The 22,057-nt window shown below is 59.6% G+C and carries 19 protein-coding genes; 13 read left to right on the top strand and 6 right to left on the bottom strand.

The window, feature by feature from the left end; translation table 11 throughout:
- Positions 1-284 precede the first annotated feature (284 nt).
- From ACG74X_RS11870 to ACG74X_RS11855, 4 genes are all read left to right on the top strand, one after another.
- Positions 285-3,362 carry a beta strand repeat-containing protein gene (locus ACG74X_RS11870; RefSeq protein WP_411235036.1) on the top strand — a complete coding sequence of 1,026 codons (3,078 nt, stop codon included), beginning with the start codon at positions 285-287 and terminating at the stop codon, positions 3,360-3,362.
- Between the two features lie 85 nt (positions 3,363-3,447).
- On the top strand, positions 3,448-4,779 hold the full coding sequence (locus ACG74X_RS11865; RefSeq protein ID WP_411235035.1) for a TolC family protein: 1,332 nt from the start codon (positions 3,448-3,450) through the stop codon (positions 4,777-4,779).
- A 56-nt stretch (positions 4,780-4,835) separates the two neighbouring features.
- Complete coding sequence (locus ACG74X_RS11860) at positions 4,836-6,995, top strand: type I secretion system permease/ATPase (protein ID WP_411235614.1); 2,160 nt, start codon at positions 4,836-4,838, stop codon at positions 6,993-6,995.
- Positions 6,996-6,997: 2 nt separating this feature from the next.
- Positions 6,998-8,179, top strand: a complete 1,182-nt coding sequence (locus ACG74X_RS11855; RefSeq protein ID WP_411235034.1) for an HlyD family efflux transporter periplasmic adaptor subunit — start codon at positions 6,998-7,000, stop codon at positions 8,177-8,179.
- Positions 8,180-8,535: 356 nt separating this feature from the next.
- Here ACG74X_RS11855 and dtd read toward each other — a convergent pair whose 3' ends face one another.
- The 3 genes from dtd to ACG74X_RS11840 form a co-directional block, all read right to left on the bottom strand.
- Positions 8,536-8,979 carry a D-aminoacyl-tRNA deacylase gene (gene dtd / locus ACG74X_RS11850; protein WP_411235033.1) on the bottom strand — a complete coding sequence of 148 codons (444 nt, stop codon included), beginning with the start codon at positions 8,977-8,979 and terminating at the stop codon, positions 8,536-8,538.
- A 1-nt stretch (position 8,980) separates the two neighbouring features.
- A complete protein-coding gene (locus ACG74X_RS11845; protein WP_411235032.1) occupies positions 8,981-9,943 on the bottom strand; it encodes an acetyl-CoA carboxylase carboxyltransferase subunit alpha in 963 nt (320 codons plus the stop codon).
- A 123-nt stretch (positions 9,944-10,066) separates the two neighbouring features.
- Positions 10,067-10,663 carry a LysE family translocator gene (locus ACG74X_RS11840; RefSeq protein ID WP_411235031.1) on the bottom strand — a complete coding sequence of 199 codons (597 nt, stop codon included), beginning with the start codon at positions 10,661-10,663 and terminating at the stop codon, positions 10,067-10,069.
- Between the two features lie 75 nt (positions 10,664-10,738).
- Between ACG74X_RS11840 and ACG74X_RS11835 the strand changes: the two genes are divergently transcribed.
- The 3 genes from ACG74X_RS11835 to ACG74X_RS11825 all read left to right on the top strand — a co-directional run bounded on the left by ACG74X_RS11835 (position 10,739) and on the right by ACG74X_RS11825 (position 12,050).
- Positions 10,739-11,191, top strand: coding sequence for an Lrp/AsnC family transcriptional regulator (locus ACG74X_RS11835; protein ID WP_411235030.1), 453 nt, complete (start codon positions 10,739-10,741; stop codon positions 11,189-11,191).
- 106 nt (positions 11,192-11,297) lie between these two features.
- Positions 11,298-11,456 carry a hypothetical protein gene (locus tag ACG74X_RS11830; protein ID WP_411235028.1) on the top strand — a complete coding sequence of 53 codons (159 nt, stop codon included), beginning with the start codon at positions 11,298-11,300 and terminating at the stop codon, positions 11,454-11,456.
- A gap of 111 nt (positions 11,457-11,567) precedes the next feature.
- Complete coding sequence (locus ACG74X_RS11825) at positions 11,568-12,050, top strand: transglycosylase SLT domain-containing protein (RefSeq protein WP_411235026.1); 483 nt, start codon at positions 11,568-11,570, stop codon at positions 12,048-12,050.
- Between the two features lie 54 nt (positions 12,051-12,104).
- Here ACG74X_RS11825 and ACG74X_RS11820 read toward each other — a convergent pair whose 3' ends face one another.
- Entirely contained in the window at positions 12,105-13,064 is a 960-nt protein-coding gene (locus tag ACG74X_RS11820) for an L-malyl-CoA/beta-methylmalyl-CoA lyase (RefSeq protein WP_411235025.1), read from the bottom strand.
- Between the two features lie 283 nt (positions 13,065-13,347).
- Here ACG74X_RS11820 and dgcN point away from each other — a divergent pair, with 283 nt between their 5' ends.
- On the top strand, positions 13,348-14,352 hold the full coding sequence (gene dgcN / locus ACG74X_RS11815; RefSeq protein WP_411235024.1) for an N-acetyltransferase DgcN: 1,005 nt from the start codon (positions 13,348-13,350) through the stop codon (positions 14,350-14,352).
- Positions 14,353-14,412: 60 nt separating this feature from the next.
- On the top strand, positions 14,413-15,378 hold the full coding sequence (dgcA, locus tag ACG74X_RS11810) for an N-acetyl-D-Glu racemase DgcA (RefSeq protein WP_411235022.1): 966 nt from the start codon (positions 14,413-14,415) through the stop codon (positions 15,376-15,378).
- 6 nt (positions 15,379-15,384) lie between these two features.
- Here dgcA and ACG74X_RS11805 read toward each other — a convergent pair whose 3' ends face one another.
- Positions 15,385-16,392 carry a DUF5671 domain-containing protein gene (locus ACG74X_RS11805; RefSeq protein WP_411235021.1) on the bottom strand — a complete coding sequence of 336 codons (1,008 nt, stop codon included), beginning with the start codon at positions 16,390-16,392 and terminating at the stop codon, positions 15,385-15,387.
- A gap of 171 nt (positions 16,393-16,563) precedes the next feature.
- Here ACG74X_RS11805 and ACG74X_RS11800 point away from each other — a divergent pair, with 171 nt between their 5' ends.
- Together ACG74X_RS11800 and ACG74X_RS11795 are read left to right on the top strand one after the other, a co-directional pair.
- A complete protein-coding gene (locus ACG74X_RS11800; RefSeq protein WP_411235019.1) occupies positions 16,564-17,427 on the top strand; it encodes a D-amino-acid transaminase in 864 nt (287 codons plus the stop codon).
- Positions 17,428-17,430: 3 nt separating this feature from the next.
- Positions 17,431-18,636, top strand: coding sequence for an NAD(P)/FAD-dependent oxidoreductase (locus tag ACG74X_RS11795; RefSeq protein ID WP_411235018.1), 1,206 nt, complete (start codon positions 17,431-17,433; stop codon positions 18,634-18,636).
- Here the strand turns inward: ACG74X_RS11795 and ACG74X_RS11790 are convergent.
- A complete protein-coding gene (locus ACG74X_RS11790; protein ID WP_411235016.1) occupies positions 18,633-20,027 on the bottom strand; it encodes a cytochrome P450 in 1,395 nt (464 codons plus the stop codon). The two genes, ACG74X_RS11795 and ACG74X_RS11790, sit on opposite strands and share 4 nt — an antisense overlap.
- A 175-nt stretch (positions 20,028-20,202) precedes the next feature.
- On the opposite strand from ACG74X_RS11790, the gene ACG74X_RS11785 reads away from it, so the two are divergent.
- Positions 20,203-20,856 carry a hypothetical protein gene (locus ACG74X_RS11785; protein ID WP_411235014.1) on the top strand — a complete coding sequence of 218 codons (654 nt, stop codon included), beginning with the start codon at positions 20,203-20,205 and terminating at the stop codon, positions 20,854-20,856.
- A 140-nt stretch (positions 20,857-20,996) separates the two neighbouring features.
- A partial coding sequence (tuf, locus tag ACG74X_RS11780; RefSeq protein ID WP_411235013.1) for an elongation factor Tu occupies positions 20,997-22,057 on the top strand: 1,061 nt, incomplete at its 3' end.

The raw sequence follows: 22,057 nt of genomic DNA, 5'->3' as shown, positions 1-22,057 counted from the left end.
TCTCGCAACACTTTGCTTGGGCGAAGAAAAAAATCGAATCATTCCCGAAAAACACGCTTTGTGGTTTTGGGCTTTTGAGCTAGGCACGTGTCAGAGCAATAATAAACCGAACCCAAAATTGGGCGGTATTGAGGTAAAGCGGTGTTGTTATGAATGCGATTAATTTCGTCGTCCGTACCCCTATGGGTGCGATCGAGCGTGGTGTGGTTGGTGCAGGTGATCAGGGTTTCTTGATAGACGCGTCTGGCGGCCGCGAAGTTTCCTTAAATCTTCATCGAACCGATATGCGGGGCTATGACCGCGCCGGGACGGATTTGCAGCTGACACTGGCAGATGGCCGGGTGATCGTGCTTGAGGACTATTTCGAGGATGGCACGGCAAGCCGGTTGTTCCTGAGCACCGACGGCGTGCTGAGTGAGGTGACCTTTGCTCAAGGCGACGGTGGTGTCCTGTTTGCGCAATACGGAGACGTGTCCGCGTGGGGCAAGTGGAGCCCGGATGACGCGCTGATCTTTTTTGACCGCGCTGAAATTTTGGCGGCTGACATGGGGGCCGCCGACGACGAGGGCGGCGTGTCCATGTTGGGTGCAGGCCTGTTGGCGGGCAGTGGCCTTTTGCCGATCCTGGGGGCCGGTGCCGCGGTCGCAACGGGTGCGGCTGTTATTGGCGGCAGTGGCGACGGAGATGGGGACGGCGGCGGCGGTCTTGTCGGATCTGACGGAGAAAGCGGTGGCCCACAGCCGCCGACAGTGAATGATGGTGAATTCATCATCGGCGGCGATGGCTTGACCGATGAGGATCGGACAGTGCTGGTCAGCGGAACGGCCAATGAAGGTGATACCGTTGTCGTGATCATCGGTGATGTCACGCAGACGACGACAACCGGTGCCGATGGCAATTGGGACGTTGTCTTTACCGGCCCGAATTTCCCGGCTGATGGTGTCTATGTGACTGACGTGATCGTCACCGGAGAGGACGAGACCACACTTGTCGGGCCAGACGTGATCATCGACACAACGCCTCCGCCGGTGTCGGTTACGGATGGCACGGTATCGACAGGTGACCTTATCACCGAAAGCGAATTTGACGGTGGGGCGACGATTACCGGGACGACGGAAATCGGGGCGTCTGTGGTGTTGATCGCCGGTGGCGTGAGCCATGTCGCAGAGGTTGATGCGCAGGGCAATTGGAGTGTGACACTGTCAAGCACGACCTTTGAGCGCGGTGAATATATCTCTGATATTTCGATTGTAGCGACCGACAGCTTCGGCAATTCGACAACGCTGACCGATGGTGTCGAGATTGACACCGTCTCGGGCGTGACGGTGAACACGGCGACCATCGAAACCGACGGCATCATCAATGCGGATGAGCGGTCGGATGGTGTTGAAATCACTGGAACAACCGATATCGGCTCGTCCGTTGTGGTCGAGATGAACGGTTATACCCGGCAGGCGACGGTCGACGCGCAGGGCAATTGGACGGTGACCTTTAGCGCCACGGAAATTCCGCTGGGTGAACAAGATCTGACAATCAACGCAACGGCGACGGACGAGGTTGGCAATGTCAGCACCGCATCGGGTGATGTACGGCTTGATACGTTGGTGCGCAACTTTGACATCACCAGCCAGGCCGGTGGCGCGGATGGCGTGGTCAACGCCGAAGAAGCGTCGCAGGGCATGACCGTCACCGGCACAACCGAGATCGGCGCAAGTGTGACTGTGACGCTGGGTGGCGTGTCACGTGAGGCGAGTGTGGATGCGGCGGGCAACTGGACCGTGACCTATATGTCCGGTGAGCTGCCATCGGGTGAGCAATCCGCAATCCTAAGCGCAAGTTCGACCGATATCGCGGGCAACACGGCGGTTGAAACGCGGACGGTGATCTTTGACACCGATGCAGGTCTTCTGACGATCAGCCCGGAACCCATCGAAATGGACGATGTGGTCAATGAGGTCGAAGCGTCTGACGGTGTGACGATCACCGGCACGTCGACCCCCAATGCGATTGTGGATGTCACGCTGGACGGTGTGTCCAAGACGGTCCAGACCGATGGCTTTGGTGTTTGGCAGGCGAATTATATGGCGGGCGAAGTCCGCCCCGGCGAATACGAGGCGCAGATCACGGCCTATACCGTGGATGCGGCGGGCAATGAACTGACCCGGACCGATACGGTCATGGTCGACACGTTTGTGCGCAACTTCGCCGTCAGCGCGAACCCGGTGACAGCCGACAATATCGTCAACGATGCCGAGCAAAACGGCGGTGTGACCCTGACGGGCACAACCGAACCGGGCGGATCGGTGACCGTGGTTGTCGAAGGCATCACGCGGATTGCAAATGTGGATGCGGCGGGCAACTGGAGTGTCAGCTACTCGGGTCTTGAGATCCCGGACGGCACCTACACCACAACGGCCCAGATCAGCACCGAAGACCGCGCGGGCAATACCGCGACTACGTCCAAGACCTTCCAGGTCGACACCGAGGTCGTGCCGCTGACCAGCACCAGCACACCCGGCGGCAGCGATGGCGTTGTTGGAGAAGCCGAAAGCGCGCAAGGCTTTACGTTGACCGGTCAGGTGGAACAGGGATCGAGTGTCACCGTCACCATCGGTGGGCAGGCCATGACAGCACAGGTCAGCGCAAGCGGCGCATGGTCGGTGGCGGTGCCGTCCAGCGTGATCCCGGTTGTGAATGGCGAAAGCGTGTCGATTGCCATTTCGGCGACGGACGCGGCGGGCAACACCAAGTCGATCACCGAAACCATGGTGGTGGACAACGTGGCCCCGGATGCACCGGACATGACGGCGATCACCCGCGAGGGCACGCAGTCGGTGCGGGGTATCTTCCTTGAAAGCACGGATCATGATGTTGCGATTGATCAGGTCAGCGGATCGGGTGGCTCTGGCCAGCCGCAAGCTGTGGGCTTTAGTGAATTCAACAATCCGAACACAGGTGAAACGCAGTATACGTTCAACAATGTTGTACCGGACGGGTCCGACCTTGTGGTCACCGCAACCGACAGCGCGGGCAACATGACCGGGACGTATATCGTTGTCGACAACCCGAACACCAGCCAGTCCAACGTGACATTGGCGGGCAATATCGGCGGTCACGAAATCAAGGCGATTGATCTTAACTTCACCGAGGAAGCCACCCTGACGATTACCGAAGCGCAGATCGTCGCGCTGGCAGGTGAGACCAACGAGGTTCGGATTACCGGCAACTCGGACGACGCGGTGCGCATCACAGGTGCGACACGGACAGGCAGCCGTGTTGAGGAAGGCGAAGGCTACAACGTCTATGATCTGGGTGATGCAACCGTGCTGATCGATGACGAGATCACAAACGTAACGATTTAACGAGGTCAAGATTTGTTCGGGCCACGTGTTTTGGTGGCCCGAGCCCCGACAATAAAAAACAGCTTCAAGCGGGGGCTCACACGACATGAGGCACAAAAAAGGGGCCATTGCAGGTGCGGTGCTTGGCATAACGGCTCTTTCGGGATGTATGCAGGATTTTGGGGATGGAACCGTGTCGCGGTTCTTGCAGGCGCAGCCCGCTGCGGACACGTCGCTGCAGGCTGAAACCAAGGCGGCGGCCCCCAGGGCTGTGTCGCCTGACGCGGTCTCTGCGATCATTTCCGATCTGGCCACGCGCAACAGCGTTCTGACATCTGGATCTGCATATGCCAAGGTTGCCGCCGGGGTTCTGGCCGCCGATGCCCGCGTCGCAGAAGCCGAACTGCAGGTGGCCCAGCTTCGGGCCAAGGCGGCGTCCAAGAATTGGCTTCCGACCTTGTCGCCGCGGATCACTCTGACCTCGCTTGGGGATTTTGTGGCGGATCTGGTGATCAATCAGGTTCTGTTCGACAACGGCCGCAAAAAGGCCGAGCGTGATCTGGCGAAAGCCGATGTGGAACTGGCGGCTGTGGCGCTTTCCGAAAGCAGCAACGCGCGGGTCTATGATGGGCTGGTCCTGTATCTCCAGGCCGAAGAGGGGCGCGCGGCGGCGGATCTTTATGGGCAGGCGCTTAAAGACATGGGTCAGTTTGAATGGATCATGGACGAACGCGTCAAAGGCGGGGTTTCCAACTTTTCTGACCTCAACATCCTGCGGCAAAAACTGGCGGATCTGCGGGCGCGCAACACGGCGGCACAGGAAAAAACCAGCCGTGCGATGGCCGAATTGAACGCGATGTCGAACACGGCTCTGGATGACGTGCGCGGCCTTGAGGGCATGACATCGACATCGTCAGACAGCGCGCTTGCGGTCTTGCGCGCTATGGTCGAGCGGGACAAGCAAATCGCCGAAGCCAGGATCGCCCGGGCGCAGCATCTGCCGGGCCTGTCGGCAGGCGGGTCGGTGCGCGATGGCGGGCGGGGCATTTCGCTGAACGCGGCGGCGGACCAGATGTTTGGCCTTGGTACTGGTGCATCACTTCGGGCGATCGAGGCCACCAAGATCACCGCCGACCGTAAAGTCACCGAAGCGCGCGATATCTCGAACCGCGCGATCGAGGCCGACCGGCGCGAATTGCAGGCGTTAAAGCGGCAGGCCGACGAGGCCTCTGGATTGACGCAACAGGCAAAAGCCAATCTTGACCTGTTCCAGCGCCAATACGAGGCGGGAACGCGTCAGGTGATGGATGTGGTTGGCGTTTACGAAACATTCCTGCGTGCGCTGGAAAAAGAAATCGACCTGAAATTCCAGGCGGCGCGTTCTGAACTGGACGCGGCCAAACGTCTGGGTGTGCTTGCAGATGGAGCAAAGATTTGAGCGACGTCAGCAATATCACCCTGTTGTCAGGGAAAGCCAAAAACGCGGTTCTGCGCATGGTGCCCCAAGGCACAAAGCCGGCAAATGAGCCGACACGCGCGCCGCGCTATTCCGACCGTGTGGTCGCCCGGACGGAATTAATCCGCACGTATGCAGGCCGGTTGGGTCTGACAACGGTTGCCGCCGACATTCAGGACGCCATCGGATTGCATCAGGATGCCGACGGCATGGTGGGCAAGGCGGCGCTTTTGGCTGGGGCCAGGGCCGCCGGGATGCTGGCGCAGGGCAGGGACGTCCCGCGCCCAACGCCAGAGCATTGGCCCGCGATTGCCCTGATGACCAATGGACAAGCCGTGCTGGTGCTGTCGCAGGACCGCATGACGCTGTCGATCTGGGACGAGTCCGCCCCAGACAAGACCGAACGGGTGGATGTCGCTGAATTTGCGCCGTTTTACAGCGGTGTCCTGATCCGCGGCGAAGCGCCTGTGGAAACTCTGGCCGACACGCATGCAGCGGCCCAAGCCAAGTCGCATTGGTTCTGGGGCAGCTTTTCCAGCTACACACGTCAGTTCGGCGAAGTGGCCGTGGGATCATTTGTGGCCAATCTTTTGGCAGTGTCCGTCGCGCTGTTTTCGTTGCAGGTCTATGACCGGGTGATCCCGCATCAATCCTCTGCCACGCTTTGGGTGTTGGCGATTGGCGCGGCGATGGCGCTGATGCTGGAGGCGTTTCTCAAGGTTGCGCGGTCCACGCTTTTAGATGGCGCGGGACGGCAGATTGAAACCGGGGTGCAGCAGACGTTGCTAAACCGGCTGTTGGGCATGCGCTCTGATGCGGCGGGGCGGTCGCCATCGCAATTGTTTGCGTCGATGCGCGAATTTTCGTCCGTGCGGGAATTCTTTACTGCGGGTACAGTCGGGGCGTTGGCCGATATTCCGTTTATCTTTTTGTTCCTGCTGTTGGTCTGGTCCATTGCCGGAAGCGTGGTTTGGGTTCTGGTGGCCGGTGCCATTTTGATGGTTGTTCCGGGCTTCTTTCTGCAGAAAAAGATGATCCGCATCACGCAGGACATGCAAGGGGCCTCGACCAAGCAGTCGCGTCTTTTGAACGAGGCGGTGACCGAACTGGACACTATCAAGACCCAGCGCGCCGAAGACCGGTTTGCCCGCACATGGGAAGAGCTGACGTCGGTTCAGGCGCTGAAATCCTCCGAACAGCGCCGCCTTGCCGCGGCATTGACCTTTTGGAGCCAGGGCGTGCAGCAGGCCACCTATGTGGGCGCGGTGATCGCGGGCACGTATCTGGTTTTTGCAGGCGAATTCACCGTGGGGTCGATCATAGCGGTGGGCATCCTGACCTCGCGTACGCTGGCCCCGTTGACCCAATTGTCGGGGATCATGGCGCGCTGGGGCAACGTGAAGGCGGCGCTGGATGCGTTGGACGGGGTGGCCCAGCTGCCGCAGGACCGCGCCGAGGATCGCACATATCTGCGCCGCGAAAAGCTGGACGGCCGGTTCGAGCTGCGCGAAGTCGCGTTCCGCTACGATGAAGACAGCCCTGCGGTTCTCGACATCCCAAACCTTGTGATCCAACCCGGTCAGACTTTGGCTATTCTGGGCACCAACGGGTCGGGCAAATCGACCTTGCTCAAGCTTTTGTCGGGGCTTTACGCGCCGACATCCGGCTCGATCCTGATTGACGGCACGGAAATGAACCAGATCGACATGCGCGATCTGCGGCGGTCGCTGGGATATCTGGGACAGGACGTGCGGCTGTTTCACGGTACGCTGCGCGATAACCTGAACTTGAACATGATGGAGCGCGATGACAGCCGCCTGTTTCAGGCGCTTGATTTTGCCGGGCTTGGGCCGTTTGTAAAGAGCCATCCGCAAGGATTGGACCTGACCATTCGCGATGGCGGCGAAGGGCTGTCTGTGGGTCAGCGCCAGTCCATCGGCTGGGCGCGGCTTTGGTTGCAGGACCCTGATATCTGCCTGCTGGATGAACCAACTGCTGCGCTGGATCAGACCCTAGAAAAGACGCTGATTTCCCGGCTTGAGACATGGCTGGCCCATCGCACAGCGATTGTCGCGACGCATCGGGTGCCGATCCTGGCGATTGCCGACCGCACCAGCGTCTTGGCAAATGGGCGGCTGGTTGTCGACGGGCCGCGCGATCAGGTGCTGGACCATCTGCGCGCAGCACAGGGGGCGTAGGAATGGCCGTCAGCACCACAGATCTGTCGGCACAGCTGGGCCGCCGTATGCGGGGGCCGTCGATGGTGATCTGGCTGTCCGGGGCCGCCGTGTGGCTGTTCATAATCTGGGCGGCCTATGCATGGATCGATGAAATTGTCCGGGCCGAGGGAGAATTCATTTCGACATCGCGACCGCAGATCATCCAGAACCTGGAAGGCGGTATCCTTGCAGAGCTGCTGGTCAAAGAGGGTGACGAGGTCATGCGGGGTGATGTTCTGGCGCGGTTGCACGGAACGCAGTTCAAATCCTCTGTCGATGATCTTGAAGACCAGATCACCGCGCTGGATATTCGCAGGCTGCGGATCGAGGCGGAAATGGCGGGGCATGTGCAATTCGACATTCCGGCGGACTTGCAACAGCGCAGTCCCGAAATGGCGGCCTCTGAACGCGCCCTGTTGGCAGCGCGTCAATTGGATTTCAACGCTCGCCATGACGGGGCGCGGCGGGTGCTGGAGCAGGCGGCACGGGAAAACGAACTGATGGAAGACCTGTTGGCCAAGAATGTTGTGGCCCTGATTGAAGTGACCCGGACCCGCAAGGCGCTGGCCGACGCGCAGATCAAGATGGACGAAATCGTCACCCAGACAGAACTGGCCCGCGCGCAAGACTACTCCGAAACGCTCAAGGAGCTGGCCACGCTGCGCCAAAACCTGCGGTCCTCGCAGGATCAGCTGAACCGGACCGTGCTGGTCAGCCCGATGCATGGCGTGGTCAACAAGCTGGGTGTGACCACAATCGGAGGGGTTGTGCGCCCCGGTGAAGAAATCCTGCAGATCATTCCGCTGGGGGAAGAACTATATGTCGAGGCCAAAATCGCGCCCGAAAACATTGCCAATATCCGCCCGGGTCAGGAGGCCACGATCAAGCTGTCGGCCTATGATTTCACGATCTACGGCGCGTTAAAGGGGCGGGTCGATGTCATCTCGGCCGATACGTTCAAGGATGACCGCCGCCCCGAGGCCCCGGCGCATTACAAGGCGACGGTTCGGGTGGATAAAACCTCTTTGACGGATCGACAACGCCATCTGGAAATCCGCCCCGGTATGCAGGCAACAGTCGAGCTGCACACAGGCGAAAAGACAGTTCTGCAATATCTTCTGAAGCCGCTATACAAATCACGCGAGGCGTTTCGCGAACCGTAAAGACAGGCCCGGCGGTGCCGGACCTGGCCGGATAAGCGCCTGTCGGCGCAACCCTGTGGGGGGTGTGACGCGATCACTGAGACCAGCACCTTTGGCCGCGTCGCAAATGCATATTTTATGAAAAGAAGAAATGCCGGAAATTTCGTGGCACGTTTACGGTGATTTAATGCCTATGGGCGACGTTGGGGTTGCGGAACAGGCAGGCATGCCGATGGCCGTAAAAGGAGACGCCCCATCCATTGGCTGACCAAGAGCTGTGCTCGACAAGGTGCCCGTGGATGGGGTGACCGGCGCCTTGGCATCTTCTTTTCATAAATATGCCAGTCTACAGCAGCCACGGGAGGATCGGTTGACAATCAGCTTGACGTATCCATCCAGATCGTCACCGGCCCATCGTTCAAAAGCTGGACTTTCATATCTGCACCAAACTGCCCTTTTTCGACAGGGATTCCCTGTGTTTTAAGCTGGTTCGCGAAGTATTCATAAAAGCGGTTGCCATCCTCGGGGGCGGCGGCAGTGGAAAAACCGGGGCGGTTTCCGCGGGATGTGTCGGCGGCAAGGGTGAATTGGCTGACCACCAGGGCACTGCCGCCAACGTCCTGAACAGAGCGGTTCATGCGACCGTCCTGGTCTTTGAAAATGCGCAGCTTTGCGATTTTTGCAGCGAGTTTGTCGGCGTCCGTTTCGCTGTCGCCTTGCATGGCACAGATGAGCACAAGCAGACCCTCGCCTATTTCGCCGAGGGTTTGGCCATCAACGGTGACGGAGGCCTGCGCGACGCGTTGGATCAGCGCCCGCATGTCAGGCAGCCAGACCTTTGGAGCCGATGTCGAGGAATTTCTTGCGACGGTGTGCGATCAGTTTTTTGGGTTTGAGTGTGGATAAATCGTCAAGCATGGCGCGAATGGCGGTGCCGACTGCTGCGATGGTGTCCTGGCGCGCGCGATGCGCGCCGCCCAACGGTTCGGGGATGATTTGGTCCGCCACCCCGAGGTCAAGCAGATCCTGAGCGGTCAGGCGCAAGGCTTCGGCGGCCTCTCGCATTTTTTCGGCGTCTTTCCAGAGGATTGAGGCGCAGCCCTCTGGCGAGATTACGGAATAAACCGAGTGCTCCAGCATTGCCAGACGGTTGGATGTGGCAAAGGCGACTGCACCGCCAGAGCCTCCTTCGCCGATCACCACCGAGATCAGGGGCACGCCGATTTGCAGGCATTTTTCGGTGGAGCGGGCAATCGCTTCGGATTGACCGCGTTCTTCGGCACCTTTGCCGGGATATGCGCCCGGTGTGTCGACCAGGGTGATCACAGGCAGGCCGAATTTGTCTGCCATTTCCATCAGGCGCACGGCCTTGCGGTAGCCTTCGGGGCGGGCCATGCCGAAGTTGCGCTTCAACCGGCTTTGCGTGTCGTGGCCCTTTTCATGCCCAATAACGACCACGGGCTGATCGTCGAACCGGGCCAGCCCGCCCATGACGGCGTCATCATCGGCAAAATTCCGGTCCCCGGCGAGCGGGGTGTATTCGCTAAACAGCGCGTCGATATAATCTTTGCAATGCGGGCGGTCGGGATGGCGCGCGATCTGGCATTTCCGCCAGGGGGTGAGTTTTTTGTAAAGTTCGACAAGGAGCGCGTCTGCTTTGGCGTCCAGCGCCTTTGCCTCGTCTTCGATGTCCATCTCGTCATTGGAGCGCGCCATCGCGCGCAGTTCTTCGGCCTTGCCTTCGATTTCGGCCAGCGGTTTTTCAAAGTCGAGGTAATTGGTCATCGCGCACCTGCCTGTTATACGACGACGATATATGCCGGGGCCGGATTGGTTTTGCAATCTGCTGTCGCGGTCCGTGCGGGGCTGCGCGTCATTTAGGTTTGGGCGTATCGGGATCGGCCTGCATCAGGTCCATAGGACCGGGATCAGGGACGCGACTAGCAAGGCGGCCATGGCCCAGTTGAACACGCGCAGGCGGTTCGGTCGGTTGAGAATGCGGCGCAATTGCTGGCCCAATATGGTCCAACTGGTGGTGGAGATACAGCCCATCGCCACATAGGTGCCCGCCACCCAGAGAATGGCCGGCAAATCGCGTCCGGTGGCGTAGAGGGTGATCGCGCCAAGCGCCATGGACCATGCTTTGGGATTGACCCATTGAAAGGCGGCGGCCTGCAGGAATGTCAGCGGCCTGCTGCCGGTGTCAGGTGCCCCGTCCGGGGGGGCGGCATTGGCGATTTTCCAGGCCAGCCAGAGCATATAGGCGACCGAGAGCACCTTGAGGATCGTGTAGGAGGGCGGCCAGGCATCGAAGACCTGCATCACGCCAAGGCCAACCGGCACGATCATCATCGGAAAGCCAAGACCTACACCCAGCATGTGCGAAAGCGAGCGGCGAAAGCCGAAATTGGCCCCGGATGTCATCAGCATCAGGTTGTTTGGCCCCGGTGTGATCACAGTGACAAGGGCAAAGCCTGCGAGGGCAAGAAGAAGATCTGGTGTCATAAGGCAGCACTATGTGTTTTGTTCTGCGCGTGAGGGTTGCGAAATGCGGCTTACTAAGGGCAATGTTTGCAATATATGAGTGAGCTTGACCAGATTGACGAACAAATATTGCGTTGCTTGTGCCGGGATGGACGGATCAGCAATTTGGCTTTGGCCGACAGGTTGGGGTTGTCACCTTCGGCCTGTCTGCGCCGGGTCAGTGCGCTAGAGAGGTCCGGAGTGATCACTGGGTATCGCGCGGTGCTTGATCCCGAGAAAACCGGCATTGGATTTGTGGCCTATGTCACGGTCGGACTGAGCCAGCACACCAAATCCGCGCAGGAAGCCTTTGAACGGGCGATTTCGCGCAGTCCGGAGGTGAAGGAGTGCCACAATATCACCGGATCGGTTGAGTATCTTTTGCGTGTCGAAGCGGCCGATCTGGCCGCTTACAAGCATTTTCACACCGAAGTTCTGGGGGTTTTGCCGCAGGTGAATGCGATCACGTCTTATGTTGTTATGGGCTCGCCCAAAGATGACCGTGCGTAAGATATGCATGGCTCGCATGCCGAGACTGCGGACTTGGTTCTGGTGCTTTGGGGGCATGATCTTAACTTATGTTTCAAGGGAGAAACCCACGGACTGGAGAGTTCCCATGACACCGACCCCGACATCCCAAACCGCACCTACTTCGGCGAAAGAGGCGTTGCGTCTGCTGAATGAAGCATGGGCCTATTACACACCGCGCCCGCGGCTTGTCACCGAGGCCAACAGTCAGCCATCGCCGGTTTTTGACGAATATTACGCGGCGTGATGTATTTGTGAGGCATGATGGGCCCAACCGGTTTCATACGGTTGGGCGCAGGATTGCCGATCCGGAAATCGGGTGATTGCGTTTTGATGCCGCTCTGGGCAGGGGTGTTGCATGAAACACGTTTTGATCCGGATATTGCTGGTGTGTGGCCTGGGTGTTTTGACGGCCTGCAGCAGCGCTGTTGACCCCCCCGAGATTGCGCAGCCGCTTTACCCCAATGAAACGCCAGAGCTGCGCCAATTGATCGTTGCGGCGGCAGAGCGAAACGACCTGCCTGTGTCGCTTGTTCAGCGGGTTGTCATTCGTGAAAGCACCCACCGTCCCGAGGCGCGGAACGGGCCGTATTACGGGCTGATGCAGATTTTGCCCGCAACGGCGCGGTCGATGGGGTTTCGCGGCAGACCGGCGGCGTTGCTGGATGCCGAGACCAACTTGAAATACGCGGTCCGCTATTTGCGCGGGGCGTGGCTTGTGTCGGGCGGCGATGAGGCCGAGGCGGTAATGTGGTATGCGCGCGGCTATTATTACGAGGCCAAGCGATTGGGTTTGCTGGATGAAACCGGAGTTCACGGGCGCAAGGTCTGGCCGGACTGACGGGGGGCGCTGTTGGCCTTTGGCCAAGACGCCCCACCCGCCGTCCCGACGCGCTTAGTTTGCGGCGATCATTTCGGCTTGGCGCACGATGACCTCGGCTTGTTTGATGGATGCGATGTCGACCAAACGCCCTTTGTAGACGGTTGCCCCTTCACCATTGGCTTTGGCCTGTTCCATCGCTGCGAGGATTTCGCGGGCTTCGGACACGGCGTCGTCGGAGGGGGTGAACACCTCGTTGGCCAAGGCGATCTGCTTGGGGTGGATGGCCCATTTGCCCACCATGCCAAGGGTTGCAGAGCGCAGGGCCTGGGCGCGGAATCCATCGTCGTCGGAGAAATCCCCGAACGGGCCATCAACAGGCAGCACACCATGGGTGCGACAGGCGGCCACAATGGCGGTTTGCGCCCAATGCCAGGGATCTGACCAGTGTTTTTGTCCCTCATGCAGCATGTAGTAGTTTTCCTGTGTGCCGCCGATGCCGGTGGTCTGCATGCCCATGGAGGCGGCAAAATCTGCGGCACCAAGGCTCATTGCCTGAAGGCGGGGTGAGGCGGCGGCGATTTCCTCGACATGGGCGATGCCGGCAGCGGATTCGATGATCACCTCGAACGCGATCGGTTTTTCGCGGGATTTGGCGGCTTCAATCGCCGTCACGAGCGCATCAACAGCGTAGATGTCCCCCGCGCAGCCGACTTTGGGGATCATGATCTGGTCAAGGCGCGGGCCTGCCTGTTCGAGAAGGTCCACAACATCGCGGTACCAATAGGGGGTATCGAGACCGTTGATCCGGACGCTGATCGTTTTGTTGCCCCAGTCAACCGTATTGATGGCGTCGATCACGTTGGCGCGGGCGATGTCCTTGTCGGTGGGGGCAACGCTGTCTTCGAGATCAAGGTTGATCACATCCGCAGCCGAGGCGGCCATTTTTGCGAACAGCTTGGTGTTGGAGCCGGGCCCAAAGAGCTGGCATCGGTTTGGGCGAGCGGGGGCAGTGGGCTGTATGCGGAAGGACATGAGGGCCTCTTGGTAAGGAAATTTCGTTTGATGTCTCGATTGGGTTAAGAAATTGCGTGCAGATGCGCAAGCGTATTTTGCAGGTGCAGCATTTGTCAGGGGATGATGGATTTTTGAAACGATTATGGATCGTGCAAGGCACTTTTGAGCGGATGATGTTCGATAGAACGTTGGTTATATCGTAAATTATTCGAATTTTAGATAAAAACCCCGAAGAAAGAGAAAGGATTGCGCAAATTTACGCTGTTAAGGTTGCGCGACCCTTCAACACGGAGCAATCACAATGATTCAGACCCCTTACCTTCTTTTCCTTGGAGACGCGCCTGACCAGCTTGCCGCGAAGGTGGCGCAGGGGATCAAGGACTGGCGACCGGAAAACGCCGTTGGGCAATATCGCATGCCGGGATGTGGGGCGGATATGGGTCTGGCGGATATGACGCTGGAAGAGGGATTGGATGCGGGCGCGAAAACGCTGGTGATCGGGGTGGCCAATCGGGGTGGCGTCATCTCAGAGGCGTGGCAGGCGGTTTTGGTCAAGGCGCTGCAGATGGGCTATGATGTGGCCGCAGGATTGCATAATCTGCTGCGCAATGAAGATGCGCTGCAGGCCGCGGCGCGGGTCAATGGACGCACGCTTTTCGACGTGCGTATTCCAAGCGTGGCCTATCCGATTGCCAATGGCCGGAAGCGCCGCGGCAAGCGGGTTTTGGCGATTGGCACTGATTGTTCCTGTGGCAAGATGTATACCGCAATGTCGATGGATGCGGACATGGTCAAACGCGGTATGAAATCAGAGTTCCGCGCGACCGGTCAGACGGGCATTCTGATCACTGGAAAAGGTGTGCCGCTGGATGCGGTGATTGCCGATTTCATGGCGGGGGCGGTGGAATATCTGACGCCGGACAATGATGACGACCACTGGGATCATATCGAAGGGCAGGGCAGCTTGTTTCATGTGTCGTATTCGGGTGTGACGATGGCCTTGATCCATGGCGGGCAACCCGATGCGCTGATCCTGTGTCACGAACCGACCCGCACCACGATGCGCGGCCTGCCAGATTACCCGTTGCCCACGCTTGAGCAATTGCGCGATACTGCGTTGCCTTTGGCGCGCGTGGCCAATCCGGAGTGTCAGGTGGCGGGGGTGTCTGTGAACACCAAGGCCCTGTCCGAGGACGACGCGCGCACGGTGCTGGCAGAGATCGAGGATCGCATGGGCCTGCCCACCACCGATCCGTTCCGGTTTGGGGCCGCGCCCTTGGTGGACGCGCTTTTGACCATCGGCTGATCGGCTTTTGGTGGGGACGGTTTTTGCATATTTTAGAAAAGAAGAAGTGATGGAGATGCCTTGATGATTGAGGTCACACGGGATGTGTTCCAGCTGGCGCAGGTGTTCACCATTTCGCGCGGCTCGCGCAGCGAGGCCAAGGTTTTGACGGTTCGGGTGACACGGGGCGGCGTGACCGGTTGGGGGGAATGTGTGCCCTATGCGCGTTACGGAGAAACGCTTGAGACTGTGGAGGCGCAGATCCGTGGTTTGCCGTCAATGATTGACCGGCAGGCGCTGCAAGAGGCCTTGCCACCCGGTGCCGCCCGCAACGCGGTGGATTGCGCGTTGTGGGATCTGGAGGCAAAACAAAGCGGCAAGCGGGTTTGGGAGCTGGCCGGGTTGACAGCGCCGGGACCAGAGATCACAGCCTATACCCTGTCGTTGGACACGCCCGACGCGATGAAGGCACAGGCCGCCCAGCATGCGCATCGGCCTGTGCTGAAGATCAAGCTTGGCACGCCCGATGACATGCCCCGACTGGAGGCGGTCCGGGCTGGTGCGCCGGTGTCAAAGATCATTGTCGATGCCAATGAAGGCTGGTCGGCTGAGACCTATGCAACGCTGGCCCCGCATCTTGTGCGGCTGGGTGTTGCCCTGGTCGAGCAGCCATTGCCCGCCGGAGAGGATGCGGCGCTTATGGGGATGGACCGTCCGGTGCCGCTTTGTGCTGATGAAAGCTGTCATGATCGTGCGTCGCTGCCAGGGTTGCGCGGCAAATATGACATGGTCAATATCAAGCTTGATAAAACCGGAGGCTTGACCGAGGCTTTGGCATTGCGCGCCGCAGCACAGGCCGAGGGCTATGATATCATGATCGGCTGTATGGTGGGGTCATCCTTGGCGATGGCACCGGCTGTTTTGGTGGCGCAGGGGGCTCATGTGACCGATCTGGACGGGCCCTTGCTATTGGCCGAAGATCGCGACACGCCGTTGCGGTTTGACGCGGCCGGTGTTCATCCGCCGGACGCCGCGCTTTGGGGCTGATCTGTTCTAGTCGATACTGACGTCGCGGCAGACCGTGTCACCGTCGATGCGCAGGTTGGCTGCGTAGGCGGTTTTGGGGTCTTCGACGGTGGTGCAGAGGCTGAAACGTGTGGCGGACAGGCGTGTGTATGTGATGTCGGAGGCAAAGCCGGTCATGCGTTCCGGCGCCGCCGCACAGTCCATCGGATCGAATTGCGCGGGAAGCGGGGCTGTGGACAGCGCCTGACAGCGGCCTGCATCCCGCGCGAGAATGTATAGATCGCTGATGCGGGATCTGTCGCGTTGTTCGATGCGGCCTTGTGCGGGGCCGCCGGTGCTGAACAGCGTCAGGATCACGGCGAGGCTGGCCAGAGCGGACAAGACCCAGCCCGCGGCTGCGGCGGGAACTGCCAGGGGCAGACGGCGGCTTTCCCGGAAGTAGGCCAGCACCAGCACCGCCACGATCGCCACCGTGGTTGATTTCAAGGCAAAACGCAGGGTCATTTGCCCGTCAAGCCAGCGGTAGATCAGAAACAGGGCGTCAGTGAGCAAGGCCAAAACGGCACAAAGCAGAGCCAGCGCCGACAGCCATCGGCGCACGCCGGCAAATCTGCGGGCCGGATCTTTGTCGGTGGCGCGGCGGTCGGACAGATCGAGCCACCAGAACACCGGAAGAAACACGATGAGCGCGGCAATCGACCATCGCAAACCGCGCAGCTGACCCGAGGAGGCGCGTTCGGTGCTGTCCGGGAAGTGCAGATTGATCTGTCCGAACCACAGCACCAGAGCGTTCCCCACTATGGCTCCGAACACCAGGAACAACAGCGCATAGAAGAACGCGTCGCGGGCCGTCGAAGACCGCACCGGGCGCGGGACCGGACCGGTCTTGTCATTGACGGTCCAGCTGTTCAGGGCGGCGTCGATTTCGGTGTCGGCCCATCCTGCATCGCGCAAGGCTTGCCGTGTGGTCTCGGGGGACAGGCCGCGCTGAAACGCGGTGCGGACAAAGCGGGACAGGTCTGGATCAATCGACATGGCGGTATCCTGACGCTGTGACGGACGGATGTCCAAGCGAAAGGCGGCGTTGCGGGATTTGCGCGCAAAATAGCTTGGTTTTCAATGTGACATTCGCTTGATCCGCCCCGCAGAAAGCCATTAGAACCGCGTTTAGAACTTCCCGTTTGCCCTGGTTTGAAAGGCCCGCCGATGACCCGCACAGTGTACGTAAATGGCGATTATGTTTCAGAGCATGATGCGAAGATTTCGATCTTTGACCGTGCGTTTCTGATGGCGGATGGCGTGTATGAGGTCACGTCGGTGCTGGGTGGAAAGCTGATTGATTTTGACGGCCATGCCAAGCGGCTTGAACGCTCATTGAGCGAACTTGATATGCGGTCGCCGGTGAGCCGGGACGCGTTGCTGGACATCCACCGCGAACTGGTGCGTGTGAACGCAATCACCGATGGGTTGATTTACCTGCAGATCACGCGCGGATCGAATGGGGATCGGGATTTCGTGTTCCCCGATCCGGAAACGACAGAGCCGGGTATCGTATTGTTCACACAGAACAAACCCGGTCTTGCCAACAGCCCCGCCGCGCGGACAGGACTCAAGATCATCTCGATCGAAGATCAGCGATGGGGGCGGCGTGATATCAAGACCGTGCAGCTTCTTTATCCGTCGATGGGCAAAATGATGGCCCAGAAAGCGGGCGTGGATGATGCGTGGATGGTCGAGGATGGGGCCGTGACCGAAGGCACGTCGAACAATGCCTATATTATCAAGGGCAATACGATCATCACGCGGGCGCTGTCCAACGACATTCTGCACGGCATCACGCGGGCGGCGGTGTTGCGCTTTGCCAATGAGGCGCAGATGCAGGTTGAGGAACGCAATTTCACGATCGACGAGGCGAAAGACGCAGACGAGGCGTTTATCACGTCAGCCTCTGCTTTTGTGATGCCGGTGGTCGAGATTGACGGAGTGCCGCTTGGCGATGGCACGCCGGGCGCGCGGTCTCGGCGGTTGCGCGAGATCTATCTGGACGAAAGCCTGAAAGCCGCGATCTGAGGCATGGCGTTTCAGGCACCGCAGGCCAATCAATATGATGTGGTGATCGTCGGTGGGGCGATCATGGGGTCGGCGGCGGCCTGGTTTCTGAGCAAAAGTGACACATTCGATGGATCGGTTCTGGTCGTGGACCGCGATATGTCGTTCGAACATTCGGCAACGGCGCAGTCAACAAGCTGCATCCGGCAGCAGTTTTCGACAGATCTGAACATTCAGATCAGCCGCTTCGGGGCCGATTTCATCACCAATCTGCGCCGCTTTATGGGCGATGATCCCCGCGTGCCCGAGATCGGCATCCGCAATTTTGGTTACATGTACCTGGCCGATACGGCCGAGTATGCCAGGGATCTGCACCGGCGTCAGGCGGTTCAGGTGGCGGCCGGGGCTGCGACGCGGCTTTTGACACCGGATGAGATTGCAGCGGCTTACCCGTTTTATGCGCTCGATGATATCGTGCTTGGGTCGATCAACACGGTCGATGAAGGCTATTTCGACAGCATGGCGGTGTTCGAGTGGATGCGCCGTCAGGCGCAGGACCGGGGCGTGGTCTATCTTGAAAACGAGGTTGTCGATATGTCGGTTCAGGCGGACCGGGTGATGTCGGTTACACTTGCAACCGGCGCTGTTGTGGCCTGTGGGCATGTGGTGAACGCCGCCGGCCCACGGGCTGCGCAAGTCGCGGCGCTGGCGGGTGTCGGCGTGCCGGTTGAACCGCGCAAGCGCTATTCCTGGGTGTTTACAGCCGAAAAACCGTTGGACCGGGATCTTCCGCTCACCATTGATCCGTCAGGGTTCCATGTGCGCGAAAACGGTGGCGGCACCTATCAGGCGGGTGGGCAAGCGGGCCCGGACCCGGCGGTGGATTTTGATGATTTTGCCATGGATCACAGCCTTTGGGAATGCACCGTTTGGCCCGTGCTGGCGGCCCGTATCCCGCAGTTCGATGCGCTGAAGCTGACCCATAGCTGGGTGGGGCATTACGAGATGAACACCGTGGATCACAACGCCATCATCGGGCCGCATCCCGAGATTGATAATCTTTTGTTCATGAACGGATTTTCCGGGCATGGTTTGCAACAGGCCCCGGCTATGGGACGCGGTATTGCCGAATGGCTGAGCTTCGGGCGCTATCGCAGTCTGGATTTGTCACCGTTTCATTTTGACCGGCTTTTGGGTGCCGCGCCGCAGGTGGAATTGGCGGTTATCTAAAGCGGTTCCACCTCAAGCCAGACCCCGCCTTCGGGACGCAATGTGATGATCATGACCGGATCTGGGTCAACGCCTTTAACGGATGTGAAACGGAATCGGCTTAACAGGGTGGCCAGGATGATCACTGCCTCTTGCAAGGCAAAGCTTGCGCCGATGCAGATGCGTGGCCCGTCCCCAAATGGCAGATAGGCGTATCGGTCGGGCTTTGCGCCGTCTGTCCAGCGGTCCGGGTCGAATGCGTCGGGCTCGGCCCATAACAGATGTGAACGATGGAGGGCATATATTGGCAAAATAACCGTATCGCCGGGATTGATCGGGGTTCCACAAAGAACATCGCTGTTCAGGGCCGTTCGCGACACGATGGCCGCAGGCGGATAAAGCCGCAGCGCTTCGTCGATGATGGTGCGTATATAGGGAAGACGTGATACATCATCCGCGGTGGCGGCACGGCCTTGCAGAACAGTTTTGGCTTCCTCGCGCGCCCGTTTCTGGACGGCGGGATCAAACGCACACAAATAGAGCGACCAGGCAAGGGTCAGCGCGGTGGTTTCGTGGCCGGCCACAATGAAGGTCAGCAAATTGTCCCGCAGTTCCTTGGTTGACATACGCCGCTGTGTTTTCGGATCTTCGCCCTGCATCAAGAGGTCAAGAAGGTCGGGAATGCCGCCTGAATCATCCGGGTGACGCGCATCGATCACCCTGTCTGCGGCGGCTTTCATATCGGACATGCCCAGGCTGGTGACAGTGCGACCCGGCCGTGGCAGCCAATCGGGAAGGCCAAGCACATCAAAAAGCGACACTCGTCCGGCATCGGCGATATAGATGTCGATGGCTTTGTGTACCGCATCCCGATCAAATCCGCGATCACCCGAAAAGGTCACATCAGAGATCACATCGAACGTGGTCGTGATCATTTCTTCCAGCATGTTCACAGCGCGGTTGCCCGCAGTGGCGATGCGGTCTGCCGACCGTTCGGCGGCACGGGACATGACCGGAGCAAGGTTCATCACGTTGCGGTGCGAAAATGCCGGGGCCGCTGTACGCCGTTGCCAGCGCCAGTGTTCGCCTTCGGCAATAAACAACGAGTCGCCGATTGCCGGGCGGAGCAGGTTTTTGGTCACTTTGGATTTCGGGTAGGTGTCCACGGCTTCCAGTAACACGCGACGGATTGCGGTTGGATCTGTCACCATATGCCACGGCGTTCCAGTGGTGCCCGACACAATCGGCTGTCGCGTCGATGCCTCTGGAATGATCGTCAACAGGTTGGAGCGCGCGGCCTGAAGACTACCCCAAAGGCTTAATGGCTCGGACACCAATTCGGCCCGCACGGGGCGGCGTTCGGTGTCAGTATCGGTCAGACCGGTGTCGGGCATTGAAAGGGGTGCAGACATGAGAACCAATGACGTTGGAGAAGAGACGTTGGAGACGATCACCAAATGAAATAGAGCGCTGCTCTGCGCATGCCAGCGGCTGTTCGTTGCGCCCGACTGGGCACTGCGCTAAATACGGTCGGTGACTGAAACCCAGGGCCAGAAAATCCAAGGCCATGGAGATTAGAGGAAAGCGATGCGCCGCTTACTTGCTGCCTTGCCACTTGTCTTGACCCTGGCGGCCTGCGCCAGTTCGACAAGCGACCTTGACCGCCCGACTGATCCGCTGGGCAACTTTGCTTTGGGGCATGTCGGGGTTGTGGCACCGAACCTGCAAAAGCTGTTGGTGTCGCGCGATGCCACCAATGAAGAGTGGATCGAGGCAGTGACCGAGTCCCTGGCGACGCGGTTCGGCCGGTTCGACGGCGACACGTATTACCATCTGGGTGTCAGCGTTGAGGCCTATTCCCTGCCGCCGCCCATTGTACCAGGTAAATCCGCCTTGGCGCTGAACGTGACGGTTTGGGACGATGCCGCGCAAGCCAAGTTGAATGAAGACCCGAAGCAGATCCATGTCATCAAGGTGTTCGAATCCCGAATTTCGAAGAATCGGGATCAACAGTTGAAAGGGCTTGCCGATGAAGCCGCCCGTCTGATCGAGGTCTGGATGCGCGAGATGCAGGACGGCGACGGCTGGTTCGGCGGGCCAGAGGCCTCGGCCAGACCGACGCCTTCTGTTGCTGCGGCCACAGCGAGCGATCAGATTTCCGGACGCGCGCCGGTGACCGTGCCGGCAAACGTGGTGGCGCTCACAAATGAGGCCGCGGGCGTGGCATCTGCATCGCAGTAACGGACGGTTTCCACAGGCACCGGTCAAAGACCGTCGCGGATTGCGGGGATTCCGCTTGATTTTCCGCCACGCTCCGCATATCTCGCCCGCGATGAAAACCGGGTCGGGTGGACCCCCCTATTTGCGAGGCGTCTTTTAAGATGGGCAAGGAAAAGTTTGAGCGCGGCAAGCCGCACTGCAACATTGGCACGATTGGTCACGTTGACCACGGCAAGACGACGCTGACGGCGGCGATCACGAAGTATTTCGGTGATTTCCAGGCCTATGACCAGATCGACGGCGCGCCGGAAGAGAAGGCACGCGGGATCACCATTTCGACCGCACATGTGGAATACGAGACGGAAAACCGTCACTACGCCCATGTCGACTGCCCCGGCCACGCGGACTATGTGAAAAACATGATCACCGGTGCGGCGCAGATGGACGGCGCGATCCTGGTTGTGAACGCCGCTGACGGCCCGATGCCGCAGACGCGCGAGCACATCCTGCTGGGCCGCCAGGTGGGCATCCCCGCCATGGTTGTGTTCATGAACAAGGTGGACCAGGTCGACGACGAAGAGCTGCTTGAGCTTGTCGAGATGGAAATCCGCGAATTGCTGTCCGAGTACGACTTCCCGGGCGACGACATTCCTGTGATCGCAGGCTCCGCTCTGGCGGCGATGGAAGGCCGTGATCCGGAGATCGGCGAAAACAAGATCAAAGAGCTGATGGCCGCCGTGGACGAATACATCCCGCAGCCCGAGCGCGCGATTGACCAGCCGTTCCTGATGCCGATCGAAGACGTGTTCTCGATCTCGGGTCGCGGGACTGTTGTGACCGGCCGTGTTGAGCGTGGCGTGATCAATGTCGGCGACGAGATCGAAATCGTCGGCATCCGCGACACCACCAAGACGACCTGCACAGGCGTTGAAATGTTCCGCAAGCTGCTGGATCGCGGCGAAGCGGGCGACAACATCGGCGCCCTGCTGCGCGGTGTGGACCGTGAAGGCGTTGAGCGTGGTCAGGTTCTGTGTAAGCCGGGCTCGGTGAACCCGCACACCAAGTTCGAGGCCGAGGTCTATATCCTGACCAAAGACGAAGGTGGCCGTCACACGCCGTTCTTTGCAAACTACCGTCCGCAGTTCTACTTCCGGACCACAGACGTGACCGGCACCGTGACGCTGCCGTCGGGCACCGAGATGGTGATGCCGGGCGACAACCT

This window comes from Marivita sp. S0852 (assembly GCF_046591575.1).
Classification (GTDB): domain Bacteria; phylum Pseudomonadota; class Alphaproteobacteria; order Rhodobacterales; family Rhodobacteraceae; genus Marivita.
Note: the sequence above shows the minus strand (reverse complement) of the source record. Positions and strands in the feature narration are given on the sequence as shown.